Source organism: Janthinobacterium sp. 1L-D-8-B-C4, from assembly GCF_057291295.1.
This window is the reverse complement of the sequence record NZ_JBXAVX010000001.1, coordinates 329739-345997: the sequence shown is the minus strand read 5'-3', so window position 1 is coordinate 345997 and position 16259 is coordinate 329739. Positions and strand designations below refer to the sequence as shown.

Below are 16259 nucleotides of genomic sequence, written 5' to 3'. Positions count from 1 at the left end.
GAGTAAGAACGCCAGGAATGGGATACTGCGCAGCGCTTGCTTGGCGAGCTGCATCATTGGCATGATTTTAAGGGGGATTGAGGGTCAGGCGCAGCTTGAAAGAATTGCCATTTACTTTAATTTACAAATCTCGTGCAACTTGTGGCCAGACGGCCTCACAACGTATCAAAGTGTATCGGCAGGTATCAATCTGGCCGCCGATAACGCCTGCGCAGCGTTCTGCCGGCAGTCGTGCGCGGCGCAGGCCCGGCCTGCGCCTGTCTTGCCAGGTGCGGCTCAGGCCAGCAAGCCTTGCTGGCGCGCCAGCTTCAGCCAGCCTGGATACTCCGTCATCAATAAATCGTACAGCTCGCCGTCGCTATGCTCGTCGGGAGAACTGACGGAAAAGTAGTTGGCGTTGTCGACCAGGCGGCCCTGCAGTTCATCGAGCTTTTCCAGGAAGGGGAAGTCGGAGTCGGCAAAGGCGGCCAGGAATTTGCTTTTCGACTTGCGGCCCTTGCCGATGCCCATGAACTGCCAGAAGATCGGCTCGTTGCTGGACCAGCGCAACTGCTTTTCCGTCGTTGCCTGGTCGCTGGTGCCGCCGTCGGTGACGAACATCACGTAGACGGGCAGCTCGGCGCGCAAGGGGCGCGTGCGCTCGCCACCGCGCGCGTCGGGGAAATAAAACGCGCGGATTGCTTCCATCGCCCTGCCGTAGCGCGTATCGCCTTCGAGCGGATGATGGTCGATCGCGCGGCTGACATAGGTGGTACAGTTGCGCAGGTCCATCGGATCGGGCTGGTGGACGTTCCTGCCGAACAGGAAAACGTCGATCTCGCCGTCGTCATCGAACTTGCAGCCCAGCGCCAGGATGCGCTCGGCAAACTGCTGTACCAGGCCGTCGCGGTACAAGCGGCCCATGGAACCGGAAATATCGAGGCACAAACAGACCTTGGCGCGATGCTCATGCAGGCCCACTTTTTGCAGCGACACACCGGCCTGCTTGACCAGGTTCACCAGTTGCGGCGCTTCGCGCTCGACCCGCTTTTCCAGGTTGATCTTCGCTTGCGCCACGGCCGAGACAGCAGCAGGCGCGGCGGCAGGCGCCGCCTGGTCGACTTCGCCACCGAAATGACGCACCAGTGCGTCCAGACCGCCATTGAAACCCTGGCCCACGGCCATGAAGCGCCACTGGCCATCCTTGCGGTACAGCTCGCCCAACATGACGGCTTTTTCCTGGGCAAAATCCTTGCCGGCAAACGCAAAGCGGGCAAATTCGCGTCCGCCCGCCAGCAGGCGCAGATAACCGGTTTGCAGTTGCGACATCACGCCGCCGCCATCGATGCTGGCCGTCAGCACCAGCCGCTCGATGCTGGCCGGCAGGCGCGCCAACTGAAAGGCAAAGGCGGCGCCATCGCCTTGCGTGCCGGCGCGCGCTTCCACCGCGCCGCACGGCGTGCGCGGCTGGTTGAAAAAGGTCATGTAGCGCTCGTCCGACAGCTTGCCGGCCGCATCCAAACCAAAGCAGGCAAAGTCGAGCGCCAGGCCCTGCACGGCGGCGCCGATTTCCAGCACGCCGTCAGGCGCCGATGACGCCAGCGGCAAACGCTGGCCCTTGGACAGTGATTCCATGGTCTTTCCTTTCAAACGATATAGCGGCGCGGATTATCCGCATTGAAATCATCTTCGTCTTCCTTGTCCTCGCCCTTGAAAACGACGGGACCATCGAACGCCAGATCGAGCGCCTCGCCCCGCCAGCGCAGCCACGGCGTCGCCTCGCTGTCCGGTGCGGACGTCTTGCCCGACGGTTCAAGCACGATGTTGTCGGTCGATACGCGCGCCAGGCCGATCACATAGGTATAGACGTTATCGTCCCGGGCTGCCTTCGACAGGCGGAAATCAAACGCGCATTCGACCACCTGGTCGCCATATTCCATCACCATCTTCGGACGCATCGAGGCCACCGACACGGCGCCATTGCCGACGGCCGAGTAAACACTGAACACCAGGCCCACCGTGCCGCCATAGAACTGCGCCAGGGACGGATGGACTTCCACGGTTTCCGTGGCTGGCTCACGGCCACTCGCGCTGGTCACGTCGCCCAGGTGGCGTACATGGGGCATGGCGTCGAAGCTGCCCGACTTTTCCGGCGCCTGGATACAGCGCATGCGCCCGTCCGGCAGCAGTATGCCGACCCGCAAGTCGAGGTCATCGTTATCGTCCTCGCCATCGCCGTTATCGACCCAGGTGGCCTTGACAATCAGTCTTTTCGGCGCGCCGGCGCCCTTGGCCAACGACACCTTGTGCGTCTGGCCGGCCTTGGTCAGCGATATCTTCGACAGCGATATCTTCGGCGCCACAGGTTCGGCCTGCGCCACTTCGCCGCCGAAGTGCGCAACCAGCGCGTCCAGGCCGCCATTGAACCCCTGGCCCACGGCCATGAAACGCCACTGGCCATCCTTGCGGTAGAACTCACCCAGCATGACAGCTTTTTCGCTGGCAAAATCCTTGCCCGCATACGCAAAGCGCGCCAGTTCGCGGCCACCATCGTGCAGCCGCAGATAGCCGCTGCCCAGCTGCGACAAGGTGGCCGCGCCATCCACGGCGGCGGTGATCACCAGGCGCTCGATGGAAGCGGGCAAGCGGTCCAACTGGAAATGAAAACCGGCAGCATCCCCGGCCGGCGCCTGCGCTTCCACCGCGCCGCACGGCGTGCGCGGCTGGTTGAAGAAGGTCATGTAACGGTCGTCGGACAATTTGCCCGCGGCATCGAGGCCGAAGCAGGCGTAATCGAGCGCCACGCCCTCGCCGGCGATACCAAGCTGCAAAACATTGCCCGCGACGAGGCCGGCCAGCGCCAGGCGCTGCCCTTTGATCAGAGTTTCCATGCGGGATTGAGCTTTGACTATTTGAAAAGAGGGAGCGCCGGACAACGGCTCAGGGCAAGGCGCGCTGCCGAAGACAGTACGAATAGTACGGCGAGGCAGCAGCAACGCTGCCATGGGCCGTTTTCCGGTGCTCTTATGCGTTGATGCCGAAGGAGACTGCCAGTGGCCCCAGGCCGCCTTTGAAACCCTGGCCGATGGCCTTGAATTTCCATTCGCTGCCGGCGCGGTAGATTTCGCCGAAGATCATGGCCGCTTCCGTCGAGCCGTCTTCCGACAGGTCATAGCGGGCGATTTCCTGGCCGTTGTCGCCGTTGACGCAGCGGATATACGCCTTGCTGACCATGCCGAAGTTCTGCTTGCGGTTTTCCGCATCGTGGATGGTGACGGCCACGGCGATCTTGTCGATATCGGCCGGCACATTGGCCAGGTCGATCGAGACTTTCTCGTCGTCGCCGTCGCCGCCACCGGTCGTGTTGTCGCCGGCGTGGACGATGGAACCATCGGCTGACTTCAGGTTGTTATAGAAAATAAAGTCGGCATCGGAACGGGCCTTGCCGTCCGTTTTCAGCAGGAAGGCGCTGCCATCCAGGTCAAAGGCGGCGCCGTCGGTGGCGCGCGGGTCCCAGCCCAGGCCAACCACGATTTTTTTCAAGCCAGGAGCTTCCTTGCTCAGGTTGACATTGCCGCCTTTTTGCAAACTGATCGCCATGATGTGTCCTCTAATTGAATAAACTGCAGTGGAATAAGGAGATGCCAATTCGGTAAGAGCCATGAGCCTACCATAAACCAAATGCATGACTGATGCGCACTGTTGAAAATAGTGCCATGAAGCAAAAAATCGCGGACCTGGCCCTGCGCCTGGCGCCCAAATAGCCGATAATACCTCTCCAGACAGTCCGCAATCGTTCCTGATGACATCAACGTTTCCCCTCCAGCTTGACCTGATTCCCGGCACCCTGTGCGACGAACGGCTGTGGACCAGCCTGGAGCAGGCCCTTGGCGATCGCTATCTATATAACCATATGCCCCTGCACCAGTCGCGCAGCCGGGCCGACATGCGCGAACTGATCGCCACGCACAGCGCGCCGCAATCGCACCTGGTCGGCTTTTCGCTGGGCGCCTACCTGGCGCTGGAACATGCGGTGACGTATCCTGAACGGATCGCTTCACTGACCCTGATCGCCAATTCGGCCAAGGGTTTGTCGCCGGACGAGATCGCCACCCGCAAGCGCGTGATCGCCATTCTGGAAAGAAATAGCTATGCCGGCATCACGCGCCAGCGCCTGCGCGAACTGCTGCACCCGTCGCACCTGGACGATATCGCGATCACCGGCCTGATCAGGCAAATGGCGCTGGACCTGGGCAAGGACGTGCTGGTGGCGCAGTTTGCCCAGACTTTCGACCGCCCCGACCTGATGGACCGTCTGCACGGCCTGCCCTTTCCGGTATTGATCGTTGGCGCAGATGGCGACCAGCTGGTGGCCAGCAGCGACCTGGTGGCGATGACCGAACGATTGCCGCGCGCCACCCTGCATCTGCTGGCGGAGCCCAGCGGCCATATGATCCCGCTGGAAGCGCCCGCCGAACTGGCGCGCGCCATGCTTGCTTTCCTGAATCAGGTGCGCTCTGGAGAGTGATGCCAATATCAACGATAATGGCAAGTATCGAGAACACCAAAAATGAATTGATTCAATGAGCACACTGACCATTATCGTCGCCACCGACCAGCAAGGCGGCATCGGCATCGACAACACCTTGCCGTGGAAACTGCCGGAAGACCTGGCGCACTTCAAGCGCGTGACCACCGGCCACCCGATCATCATGGGCCGCAAGACGTTCGACTCGATCGGCCGACCGCTGCCGAACCGCCGCAATATCGTCATTACCCGCAATAGCGAGTGGCAACATGAGGGCGTGGAAGCGGTCGGCTCGGTGGAAGAAGCAATCGCGCTGCTGGATGGCGCGCAAGGGTTTGTGATTGGCGGCGCGGAAATCTACCGGCAGTCGCTGGCGCTCACGGAACAGCTGATCATCACCGAAATTGGCAACACTTACAACTGCGACGCTTTCTTCCCCGAACTTGATGGACAGCAATGGCACGAAACGGCGCGCGAGGCGCATGTTTCCACCGCTTCCGGCTTGCCGTATGCTTTCGTGACCTTGCAGCGCAAGGCCTGAATACCGTGCTTTTTGCGCCGTCATGCTCTCGTCACACCATTCAGGCATGCTGGCGCGCGCTTTACGTAATTTCGTTATGATATTTTTTTCCCGCAGACGCCGCATTTCTGCGAGAATCCCGTTCTTATTTTTTTTCTGCGATTGCCGCGCCACTGTTCAACTGGCGGTCGCGCCCTAATCCGCCCCTCCACACAAGTTCAGGGGCGGCTTGCTTTTTTGGAGACATGCATGAAATTTCGTTTCCCCATCGTCATTATTGACGAGGATTTCCGTTCTGAAAATACGTCCGGCCTGGGTATTCGCGCCCTTGCCGCCGCAATGGAAAAAGAAGGCATGGAAGTGCTGGGCGTGACCAGCTACGGCGATCTGTCGCAATTTGCCCAGCAACAATCGCGCGCGTCGGCCTTCGTGCTGTCGATCGACGATGAAGAATTCGGCGCCGGCTCGGTCGAGGAAACCGACCATGCGTTGAAGTCCTTGCGCGCGTTTGTCGAAGAAATCCGCTACAAGAACGCCGACATTCCTATTTATCTGTACGGCGAAACGCGCACTTCGCGCCATATCCCGAACGATATCCTGCGCGAACTGCACGGCTTCATCCATATGTTCGAAGATACGCCCGAGTTCGTCGCGCGCCATATCATCCGCGAAGCCAAATCCTACCTGGACGGCCTGTCGCCGCCGTTCTTCCGCGCGCTGGTGCACTACGCCAACGACGGCTCCTACTCGTGGCACTGCCCCGGCCACTCGGGTGGCGTGGCTTTCCTGAAGTCGCCGATCGGCCAGATGTTCCACCAGTTCTTCGGTGAAAACATGCTGCGCGCCGACGTCTGCAACGCGGTCGAAGAACTGGGCCAGCTGCTCGACCATACCGGCCCGGTAGCCGCCTCGGAACGCAATGCGGCGCGTATTTTCAACGCCGACCATTGCTATTTCGTCACCAATGGTACTTCGACCTCGAACAAGATGGTGTGGCACTCGACGGTGGCGCCAGGCGATATCGTGGTGGTGGACCGCAATTGCCATAAATCGATCTTGCACTCGATCATCATGTGCGGCGCGATTCCCGTATTCCTGATGCCGACCCGCAATCATCTGGGCATTATCGGCCCGATCCCGCTGGCTGAATTCACGCCAGAAAGCATTGCCCGCAAGATCGAGGCGAACCCGTTCGCGCGTGAAGCGAAGAACAAGAAGCCACGCATCCTGACCATCACCCAGTCGACCTACGACGGCGTGATCTACAACGTCGAGACCCTGCGCGAAATGCTGGACGGCAAGATCGACACCCTGCACTTCGACGAAGCATGGCTGCCGCACGCCACCTTCCACGATTTCTACAAGAACATGCACGCGATCGGCAAGGATCGTCCGCGCGCAAAGGAATCGATGATCTTCTCGACCCAGTCAACGCACAAATTGCTCGCCGGCCTGTCGCAGGCCTCGCAAATCCTGGTGCGCGAATCGGAACAGGTCAAGCTGGACCAGGATGCCTTCAACGAGGCCTACCTGATGCATACCTCGACTTCGCCGCAGTATTCCATTATCGCTTCGTGCGACGTGGCCGCGGCCATGATGGAAGCGCCGGGCGGCACCGCGCTGGTGGAAGAATCGATCATGGAAGCGCTCGATTTCCGCCGCGCCATGAAAAAGATCGACCAGGAGTGGGGCCAGGACTGGTGGTTCCAGGTCTGGGGACCGGACAGCTTCAACGACGAAGGCATGGGCCAGCAGGAAGACTGGATGATACGCGCCGAGGACGACTGGCACGGTTTCGGCGACCTGGCTCCCGGCTTCAACATGCTCGACCCGATCAAGGCAACCATTGTCAACCCTGGCCTGTCGCTGGACGGCCAGTTTGGCGAGACCGGCATCCCGGCCTCGATCGTGACCAAATACCTGGCCGAGCACGGCGTGATCATTGAGAAATGTGGCCTGTACTCGTTCTTTATCATGTTTACCATCGGCATTACCAAAGGCCGCTGGAATACCTTGCTGACGGCCTTGCAGCAGTTCAAGGACGACTACGACAAGAACCAGCCGATGTGGCGCATCCTGCCGGAATTTGCGGCGGCCAACCCACGCTATGAAAAAATGGGCCTGCGCGACCTGTGCCAGCAGATCCATGATTTCTACAAGGCCTACGACGTGGCCCGCCTGACGACGGAAATGTATCTGTCGGACATGATCCCGGCCATGAAGCCGTCGGACGCGTTCGCCAAGATGGCGCACCGCGAAATCGAGCGCGTCGCCATCGACGAACTGGAAGGGCGCATCACGTCAATCCTGCTGACGCCGTATCCACCGGGCATTCCGCTGTTGATCCCGGGCGAGCGCTTCAACAAGACCATCGTCGACTACCTGCGCTTCGCACGCGACTTCAACGAGCGCTTCCCCGGCTTCGAGACCGACGTGCACGGCCTGGTCAAACGCGAAGTCGACGGCAAGCGTGGTTATTTTGTCGATTGCGTACGCCTGGACGATTAAGCTTTGGCGAGCATAGCTTGAACGCCGCCTGATTCACGTCAGGCGGCGTTTTTCGTTGTAAGCAGCTTTCACGCTTGCGCCGCAATAAAGCTTGGGCCGAGCACGCCGCTATAGTCGGCGAATGTCGATCCGTTCAGCCCTGTCGCCGTATTTCGAACTGTCACGTGCCGGTGCCGGTGCGTCGCTGCGGCCGATGGAAGGCTTGCGCGGCCTGGCCGTGCTGCTGGTGTTCCTGGTGCACTACGTCAGCCTGAGCGCGCCCTGGCGTGATGGCGGCGCTCTGCTCGCCGGCGTGGCCAGCAGCCTGCATACGGTGGGCAACGCCGGCGTCGACCTGTTTTTCGTGCTGAGCGGCTACCTGATCTACGGTTCGCTGCTGGCGCGTCCGCAAAAGCTGCGCCACTTCCTGCGCCGGCGCGTGCGGCGCATCTATCCGGTCTATACTTTTGTGTTCGCTTTATATCTGCTGCTGTCCTGGGCGCTGCCGTCGCAAAACCGGATACCGGCACCCTGGCCCGAGGCCCTGCGCTATGTGGCCGGCAATTTTTTCCTGCTCACTGGCTTCGGTGCGGCGCCACCGTTGATCAGCGTGGCCTGGTCGCTCAGCTATGAAATGCTGTCCTACCTGCTGATCGCCTTGCTGATCAGCACGCTGCGCCTGCGGCTGCGCAGCCGCCGCTGGCGCAGCCTGTTTTTCGTCTTCCTGGGCTTGGCGGCAGCGATTGGCTTTGCCACCTTCGGCGGCCCGGCGCGCATGCTGCTGTTTATCGCCGGCATTTTCGTCCATGAAGCGATGGCGCGGCCAGACAGCCCTGCGCCGGGCGCCTTGCTCGCCACCACTGCGGTGCTGGCGGCATGGGCCATGCTGCTGATGCCGCTGGCGCTATGGCTGAAACTGGCGGCCCTGTGTGGCGCATTTTTCCTGCTGTGCCTGAGCTGCTTCCAACGCCCGGGCAGCGTGCTGGCGCGGTCCTTGTGCTGGACGCCGCTGCGCTGGCTGGGCAATATCAGCTATTCCTATTACCTGATCCATGGCCTGGCGCTGAAAGCCGCATTCATGGCGCTGGCGCTGCTGGCCCCACCCCTGCCGCACGGCCTGGGCTTTTTCCTGCTGATGCTGGTGCCGATGCTGGCGATCACCTTGCCGCCGGCGGTGCTGCTCTTTTTGCTCGTCGAGCGGCCTTGCTCGCTGGCGCCGATCAGGGCAGCGGCGCCAGCGCTGTCCGGCGCGCCGCTGTAACAGAAAGTCAGAAAAAAAGCTCCCCTGCCACTGATAAAAGGCGGGAAAGTCCCGAAACAAGCTTCGTCCATGGCGTAAAAACCATGGTTTCCGGCGAAGCTAGTTTCGCTTCGCCATGTGCTTTTCAAGCAAGCTTTATTTAGGGAAATTTTTACGTGTCCAATATGCGACACTTGGTATCGAAACGTAAAAATATTTCCTGTTGGCAAAATAAAAATTTTGCCGAATTGCGGCACAAGATCCTTCAAAACACCACTATCTGCACGTAAAAAGGAAGTGAGCAACATGAAAAGATCGTTTTGCCAATAGATGCCAGGCGGGCATGGCCCTACAATGAGAGGGCCACGAATCACTTGCCTAACGGAAACTAAATGACCAAGCCCAACCTGCGCCGCCTGCTGGCGTCGACTTTACTCTGCCTGCTGGCCGCTTGCGGTGGCGGTGGCGGCGGTGGCGGCGACAGCCAGACGCCAGCGGCGCAGCAACCTGTAGTGACCGTTCCGCCACCAGCCACCAGCACGCCAGGGACGCCGACCGTGCCGGCCGATCCCGGCACGGTCACGCCGCCGGTGGTGGTCATGCCAACGGCGCCGGTGGCCGCGCGCGTATTTACCCGCAAGGAAGCATCGCGCTTTCTCGGCCGCGCCACGTTTGGCCCGAACATGGCGGCCATCGAGGCGCTGGCCGCCAGCAACAGCGACGCCTGGTTCGCCGAGCAGTTTGCCAAGCCACAAAACTTGCACCTGAGCTATATGGACAAGTTGATCGCGGCCCAGGTCGCTGCCAATGGGCCCCGCGTCGGCTTCACGGCGTTCTACGAAACCTTCTGGCAGCAGGCGATTCGCGGCGACGACCAGCTGCGCCAGCGCGTGGCGTTCGCCCTGTCGCAGATCTTCGTCATCTCGATGCAGAACGAAACGGTCAGGCCACTGGTACGCGGCACCTCGAGCTACTACGACATGCTGGGCCAGCATGCATTCGGCAACTTTCGCAACCTGCTCGACGGCGTGGCGCGCCATCCGATGATGGGCATTTACCTGTCACACCTGCGCAACCAGAAGGAATCGGGCACCCGCACGCCCGATGAAAATTTCGCCCGTGAAGTGATGCAGTTATTTACCATCGGCCTGGTCCAGCTGAACCCGGACGGCAGCGTGAAAATGTCTGGCGGCAAACCGATCGACACCTACACGCGCGAAGACGTGGCCGGCCTGGCCAAGGTATTTACGGGCCTGAGCTGGGCCGGCCCGGACCAGGCCAACGGCCGTTTCAATGGCAGCATCGCCGATCCTGAACGCGACTCGAAGCCGATGCAGATGTATGCGGCCTTCCATTCGAGCAGCGAGAAGCGCTTTCTGGGACAGACCATTTCCGGCGCCACCAGCGGCGATGACGACATCAAGGTCGCGCTCGACACCCTGTTCAACCATCCGAACGCGGCGCCCTTCTTCAGCCGCCAGTTGATCCAGCGCCTGGTCACCAGCAACCCCAGCGCCGCCTATATCGGCCGGGTCTCGGCCGTGTTTGCCAACAATGGCAAGGGCGTGCGCGGCGACATGCAGGCCATCCTGCGCGCCGTGCTGCTCGACGCCGAAGCGGCGGCCATGGCCGGCAGCACCATGCGCACCGGCAAGCTGCGCGAACCGCTGCTGCGCCTGGCCAACTGGATGCGCGCCTTCGACGCCAAGCCCGCCAACGGCATCTACAATATCTACTACCTGGACGATCCCCTGAGCGGCCTGGCGGGCAATCCGCTGAACGCGCCGTCGGTCTTCAATTACTACCGCCCTTCGTATGTGCCGCCCAACTCCGCCATCGCCAGCGCGGGCCTGGTGGCGCCTGAAATGCAGATCACCTCGGAGCCGTCGGTGACCGGCTACCTGAACTTCATGCAGGAGGCGGTCAATTCCGGCGTCGGCGACGCGCGTCTGGTGAAACCCGACTACACCAATGAACTGGCAGTCAGCGCCGACGCCAACGCGCTGGTCGACCGGGTCGACCTGCTGCTGATGAATGGCGCCATGTCGTCAAGGCTGCGCGGCCAGATCGTCAATGCCGTCAACAGCATCACCCTGCCTGCCGCCAGCGCCACCAATGGCCCGCAGATCGCCAATCTGCAGGCCAACCGGGTCAAGCTGGCGATTTTCCTGGCCATGGCCTCGACCGATTACCTGGTGCAAAAGTAAAAGGACCATGTCATGACCATCCACCTTCCGCACTTTTCACGCCGCCGCTTCCTCGGCTCCATGCTGACCCTGGCCGGCACCAGCGCCGCGCCATTCGCGCTGAATCTGGCCGCCATGGGCAACGCCGCCGCCCAGTCTGCCGGCGACTACAAGGCCATGGTGTGCCTGTTCCTGAACGGCGGCAACGACGCCTTCAATACCGTGCTGGCCACCGACAGCGCCTCGTGGAATGAATACCTGCGCGTGCGCAACACCGGCGGCAGCGATTCGATCCACCTGCCCGGCACCGGCGAAACCGGCGGCGTGCTGCCCATCGTGCCCGCCACCGCGCAGGCCGGCCGCAGCTTTGCACTGCATCCCAGCCTGGGGCCGCTGAAGGACTTGTTCGATGGCGGCCGCGCGGCCGTGGTGGCGAATGTCGGCACCCTGATCGCGCCGACCACCCTGGCACAGTACAAGGCGAAAAGCGTGGCGCTGCCAGCCAAGCTGTTTTCGCACAACGACCAGCAGTCGACCTGGCAATCGGGCCAGCCCGAAGGCGCCAGCGTGGGCTGGGGCGGCCGCCTGGGCGACCTGGCGGTGGCCGGCAATGCCAATGCCATGTTCACCACCATTTCGGCGGCCGGCAACACGGTCTTCCTCAGCGGCCAGCAGGTGCGCCAGTTCCAGGTCGGCCAGGCGGGCGCCGTGCCGATTCGCGGCATCAGCGCCAATCTGTACGGCAGCGCAGCCGGCACCAGCGCGCTGCAAGCCATCCTGGCCGACGCCGGCAACGACCTGATCGAGCAGGAACAGAAATCGGCGGTGCAGCGCGCCATCTCCAGCCAGTCCATCCTCAGCGGCGCCATGCTGGCGGCCGGCCCCACCGGCGTGCCCAATCCGACCAGCTACATCAATCCGGCCACCGGCGTGGCGGCCACCAATCCGCTGGCGGTGCAACTGCAGACGGTGGCGCGCATCATCGGCGGGCGCAGCGCGCTGGGGGCCAAGCGGCAGGTGTTCTACGTGACCCTGGGCGGCTTCGACACGCACGACCGGCAAAAAATCCAGCAGGCCGACCTGATGGCGCGCCTGGCGCACGCGCTGGCCTATTTCGACACCATCCTGGCGGCGCTGCAGGGGACCGACCTGCGCCGCCAAGTCACCACCTTCACGGCCTCGGACTTCGGCCGCACCTTCACCAGCAATGGCGACGGTACCGACCACGGGTGGGGCGCGCACCACTTCGTCGTCGGCGGCGCCGTGCGCGGCCGCGATATCTACGGCGCCTTCCCGGCCTCCGGCCTGGGCCATGCGCTCGACGTCGGCTCCGGCTCGCTGCTGCCGACCATCTCGGTTGACCAGTATGGCGCCACCCTGGCCAAATGGTTCGGCGTGCCGGACAGCCAGCTGGGCGAGGTATTTCCCAACCTGGCCAATTTTACCCAGCGCGACCTGGGTTTCATGAGCGCCTAGCCATTGACGCCGATAGTCAGCGTAACGACATAGCCATCGGTGGCGTTGCCCGTCACGCCGGCCATCTGCAAGCTGGTGCCGTCGCTGAAGACATTGTCGGTGGCATAGCTGATCTGCGCCAGATTGCGCACGCTGGAGGTGTAGCCGCTGGCCGTGTAGACCTCATTCAGCGTCGCCAGCGGAAACGTGAATTGCGAGGTCTTGATGCGGTTGCTGGCGGCGGCCGCCTTGGCCAGGCTCGGGTAGACCTCGAAATGCACGTGCGGCATGCGCCCCGCATAGCAGCCGGGGAAGATGGTGGTAAACGACAGGCTGCCGCTGCTGTCCGTTTCCTGCACCCCGCGCAGATAGTTCTGCGCCGTGACGCCGCTCGAATACAGCGAATACAGGCCGTCGCGGTCGCAATGCCACAGATAAATCGCGTAGCCGGCCAGGCTGGCGCAGCTGGCGTTGGCGTTCACCAGCTGCAGCTTGATGGTGAGCGGCACGCCGGCCGCGACGCCACTGGCGCCGTTGAAACTGCTGCGGATGTCGCTGCGCACCACGCCCGACTGGTTCAGCACATTGATGATGCTGCCGCCATTGGTGTTGGTACCGTCGGCCGGGTACGGTCCGCCGGTTTCCTCCGGGATCACCGCGCAGGCGCTGCTGGTTGGCGTGGTGGCGGTACTCGTGCCAGTGCCGCTGGTGCCAGCGGCACTGGTGGCGGCCGTATCGCTGGCGCCGGAGCCGCCACCACAGCTGATCAGGGACAAGGTGGCGGTGCCCGCCAGCGCCCAGCGCAGCAGGCGGCGCCGCTCCAGCGCCTGCTGCTGCATCACTTCAAGGTCGGACGCCAGGCCGAAATCATGCAAGTCCATACATACTCCATCAGGTGGGGCAAGCCGGCCAGCGCGGGACTGAGGCTGGCGCACAGGTACACCAGGCGCATGGCGTGCTGGGCCATGCTGGTATCGGCCGTGCTGGCTGGCTTGCGGTTCATGGCCTTGTTGCCTGTTCGCTGCGGCGCGAAGCTATCTGCTGACGCTGTTCCGGCGTCAGCACGGCCAGCAACTGCTGTTCCAGGCGCGCATGCTGCAGGCTGATGGTCGCCATCGCCTGCGCCGCGCCATTGGCCAGCGCCACGGCTTTCGCATCGTCATAGTGGTTCGACGCGGCCAGTTCACGCAATTGCTCATGGGCCTTGAAGGCGATCTTCTGCTGTTCGCGCAGCAGCGGCGCCTGGGCGTAGGTGGCGGCAAAGACCTTGTCCTGCTGCGCTTCGCTCAGTTCCACCTCGCGCAGGAACGGCGGGAGTCCTGCGCCCGGCGCTTCCATGCGCGGCCCCGGTCCCGGTCCTGGGCCGTGCTGGGCATTGGCGGCCAGCGGTGCGCCCAGGGCGGTGGCCAGCAGCAGCGACATCATGACAGTTGCTTGTTTCATGCTCGAATTCCTCTCGTTTCAATGAGACTCGATTGTGCGGTGCTTGCGTGTAAAGCAACGTCAGCGCCACGTAAAAACGTGTAAAGCAATGTGAAAAACTGTATAAAGGAAGCGATGTAAAAGCGGGTAAAACGCAGCAAAGCCGCTGGTCGGGGCTGCTATCATGGCCGATCCACATCGAAAAGAAATCAGGAAGACGCAGACGCATGAGCAAGGTATTGTTAATCGACGACGACATCGAACTGGTCGGCATGTTCCAGGAATACCTGGAGCAGGAAGGTTTTGAAGCAAAAGCCGTGCATGACGGCGAACGCGGCGCCGCTGAAGCGTTGACGGGCCAGTACGCCATCGCCATTCTCGACGTGATGATGCCGCGCATGAATGGGCTGGAAACCCTGCGCCGCATCCGCGCCGGCAGCCGCCTGCCGATCCTGATGCTGACGGCGCGCGGCGACGATACCGACCGCATCGTCGGCCTGGAACTGGGCGCCGACGATTACGTCACCAAACCGTGCACGCCGCGCGAACTGACGGCCCGCATCCGCGCCATCCTGCGCCGCTCGCAAGCCGTGCCGCATGACACTTCGGGCACCGCGCCGCTCATCGTGGGCAACCTGACGATGTGGCCGGAACAGCGGCGCGCCGCCTGGGCCGGGGTGCAGCTGGAATTGACCAGCACGGAATTCAATCTGCTGGAAGTGCTGGTGCGCAATGCCGGCAAGCCGGTCAGCAAGAATCAATTGTCCGAGCTGGGACTGGGCCGGCCGATGGCCCGCTTCGACCGCAATATCGACGTGCACCTGAGCAGCCTGCGCCGCAAGCTGGGCAGCCTGGACGACGGCCGCTCCTGCCTGCAGACCGTGTACCGGCTCGGCTACCAGCTGATCAAGGAATAAGCGTGGGCCGTCTGTTCTGGAAGTTTTTCCTGTGCATCTTGCTGGCCCAGGTCGCCGCCACCATCGGCATCGGTGGTACCTTCTGGCTGAAAAGCCGCGCCGCCCAGCAGGCCCTGGCGCAGGATATCGATACCAGCCCGCCAGCGCAGATGGCCATCGAAGCGGCCACCGCCACCCTGGAAGCGGGCGGCAGCCAGGCGCTGCGCCAGTTCATCGGCAAGCTCGAACGCATGCGCGTGATGGCCATCGACGGCCATGGCCGCGAGCTGATGGGGCGCGCCGTCCATCCGGACATCATGAAGAAGGCACGCGCCCTGCTGGCACAGGGCCAGCCGCGCGCGGTCGTGCGCGAAGTCACCGGCAGCGATGGCGTGCAATACCTGCTGTTCCTGCCCTATTCCGAACATTTCCGTTCCGCCGAGACCGATGCCGCCCGCGAGACCCTGAACGCCATGAACATGGCCGGCGGCCGCCTGCCGCCAAGGCCGCGCATGGACGGACAGGGTCCGCCGCCCGAGATGAACGGCGTAAACGCCATGAACAAGCCGCCGCGCCGCGACGGCATGGGGGGCATGCCGCCCGGCCCGCGCATGGACAGCCCCTACCGCACCTTTATTCCGATTATTGCCGCCACCGTGGCCAGCCTGCTGTTTGCCTTCCTGCTGGCCTGGTATTTTTCACGTCCGATCCGCGACCTGCGCGCCGCGTTTGAAGCCGCTTCCGATGGCGACCTGGCGCCGCGTTTCCAGGCGGCCGCCAAGCGCGGCGACGAGTTGACCGACCTGGGCCGCGATTTCGACCGCATGACGGGCCGCTTGCGCAGCCTGATGGATAGCCAGACGCGGCTGCTGCACGATGTCTCGCACGAATTGCGCTCGCCGCTGGCGCGCCTGCAGGCCGCCATTGGCCTGGCCCACCAGCAGCCCGACAAGCTGGCCGCTTCGATGGACCGCATCGAGCGTGAAAGCGTGCGCATGGACAAGCTGGTCGGCGAACTGCTGACCCTGTCGCGCCTGGAGGCGGGTGCCGTCAATCCGCTCAACGAAGACTTCAGCATCGCCGATCTGTTGCACGATATCGTCGAAGACGCCCGTTTCGAGGCCGAGGCCGACGGCCGCCAGGTCGGCATCACCGTCAGCGGCGACGCCGATATCGCCAGCGCCATCGTCAACGGCCAGGCCGAATTGCTGGGACGCGCGGTGGAAAACGTGGTGCGCAACGCCATCAAGCACAGCCCGGACGCCAGCGTTATCAGCGTGGTGCTGTCGCGCCACGACGAAGGCCGGCAAGTGCATGTGAGCGTGCTCGACCATGGCCCCGGCGTGGCCGAGTCCGACCTGACCGCCATCTTCGAACCCTTCTTCCGCGCCAGCAATACGCAGAAATCGACCGACGGCCATGGCCTGGGCCTGGCGATTGCCCAGCATGTGGTCAAGGGACATGGCGGCGCCATTGCGGCGCGCAACCGCAGCAGCGGTGGCCTGTGCGTGGAAATACGCTTGCCCGCAAAACAGCCGGGCTGAGA

General features: G+C 62.8%; 14 protein-coding genes. 8 read left to right on the top strand and 6 right to left on the bottom strand.

Annotated elements, in window-relative coordinates:
- Positions 1–276: 276 nt before the first annotated feature.
- From AC0Z42_RS01605 to AC0Z42_RS01595, 3 genes are all read right to left on the bottom strand, one after another.
- Positions 277–1614 carry a VWA domain-containing protein gene (locus AC0Z42_RS01605; protein ID WP_485466476.1) on the bottom strand — a complete coding sequence of 446 codons (1338 nt, stop codon included), beginning with the start codon at positions 1612–1614 and terminating at the stop codon, positions 277–279.
- Between the two features lie 11 nt (positions 1615–1625).
- Positions 1626–2870: a TerD family protein gene (locus AC0Z42_RS01600; RefSeq protein WP_485466475.1), complete on the bottom strand. Its 1245-nt coding sequence runs from the start codon at positions 2868–2870 to the stop codon at positions 1626–1628.
- Between the two features lie 133 nt (positions 2871–3003).
- Entirely contained in the window at positions 3004–3579 is a 576-nt protein-coding gene (locus AC0Z42_RS01595) for a TerD family protein (protein WP_485466474.1), read from the bottom strand.
- Between the two features lie 202 nt (positions 3580–3781).
- On the opposite strand from AC0Z42_RS01595, the gene AC0Z42_RS01590 reads away from it, so the two are divergent.
- The 6 genes from AC0Z42_RS01590 (at position 3782) to AC0Z42_RS01565 (ending at position 12416) form a co-directional block, all read left to right on the top strand.
- Positions 3782–4507 (top strand): alpha/beta fold hydrolase, encoded by a 726-nt coding sequence (locus tag AC0Z42_RS01590; RefSeq protein WP_485466473.1) that lies wholly within the window; start codon positions 3782–3784, stop codon positions 4505–4507.
- Positions 4508–4562: 55 nt separating this feature from the next.
- The gene (locus AC0Z42_RS01585) at positions 4563–5048 is read left to right on the top strand and encodes a dihydrofolate reductase (RefSeq protein ID WP_485466472.1); all 486 of its coding nucleotides are present in this window, start codon (positions 4563–4565) and stop codon (positions 5046–5048) included.
- 228 nt (positions 5049–5276) lie between these two features.
- A complete protein-coding gene (locus tag AC0Z42_RS01580) occupies positions 5277–7535 on the top strand; it encodes an Orn/Lys/Arg family decarboxylase (protein WP_485466471.1) in 2259 nt (752 codons plus the stop codon).
- A 121-nt stretch (positions 7536–7656) separates the two neighbouring features.
- Complete coding sequence (locus AC0Z42_RS01575; protein ID WP_485466470.1) at positions 7657–8775, top strand: acyltransferase family protein; 1119 nt, start codon at positions 7657–7659, stop codon at positions 8773–8775.
- A gap of 371 nt (positions 8776–9146) precedes the next feature.
- Positions 9147–10961: a DUF1800 domain-containing protein gene (locus AC0Z42_RS01570; RefSeq protein WP_485466469.1), complete on the top strand. Its 1815-nt coding sequence runs from the start codon at positions 9147–9149 to the stop codon at positions 10959–10961.
- 12 nt (positions 10962–10973) lie between these two features.
- Entirely contained in the window at positions 10974–12416 is a 1443-nt protein-coding gene (locus AC0Z42_RS01565; protein WP_485466468.1) for a DUF1501 domain-containing protein, read from the top strand.
- Here AC0Z42_RS01565 and AC0Z42_RS01560 read toward each other — a convergent pair.
- The 3 genes from AC0Z42_RS01560 to AC0Z42_RS01550 are packed head-to-tail and all read right to left on the bottom strand — an operon-like array spanning position 12413 to position 13838.
- Entirely contained in the window at positions 12413–13276 is an 864-nt protein-coding gene (locus tag AC0Z42_RS01560) for a dioxygenase family protein (RefSeq protein ID WP_485466467.1), read from the bottom strand. The genes AC0Z42_RS01565 and AC0Z42_RS01560 overlap by 4 nt on opposite strands.
- The gene (locus AC0Z42_RS01555) at positions 13234–13398 is read right to left on the bottom strand and encodes a hypothetical protein (protein WP_485466466.1); all 165 of its coding nucleotides are present in this window, start codon (positions 13396–13398) and stop codon (positions 13234–13236) included. Before AC0Z42_RS01555 ends, AC0Z42_RS01560 begins: the two co-directional genes overlap by 43 nt.
- Positions 13395–13838 carry a Spy/CpxP family protein refolding chaperone gene (locus AC0Z42_RS01550; RefSeq protein WP_485466465.1) on the bottom strand — a complete coding sequence of 148 codons (444 nt, stop codon included), beginning with the start codon at positions 13836–13838 and terminating at the stop codon, positions 13395–13397. Before AC0Z42_RS01550 ends, AC0Z42_RS01555 begins: the two co-directional genes overlap by 4 nt.
- A 206-nt stretch (positions 13839–14044) precedes the next feature.
- Between AC0Z42_RS01550 and AC0Z42_RS01545 the strand changes: the two genes are divergently transcribed.
- Positions 14045–14734 (top strand): response regulator transcription factor, encoded by a 690-nt coding sequence (locus tag AC0Z42_RS01545; RefSeq protein WP_485466464.1) that lies wholly within the window; start codon positions 14045–14047, stop codon positions 14732–14734.
- A gap of 2 nt (positions 14735–14736) precedes the next feature.
- The gene (locus AC0Z42_RS01540; RefSeq protein WP_485466463.1) at positions 14737–16257 is read left to right on the top strand and encodes a sensor histidine kinase; all 1521 of its coding nucleotides are present in this window, start codon (positions 14737–14739) and stop codon (positions 16255–16257) included.
- The last annotated feature ends 2 nt before the right edge of the window (positions 16258–16259 follow it).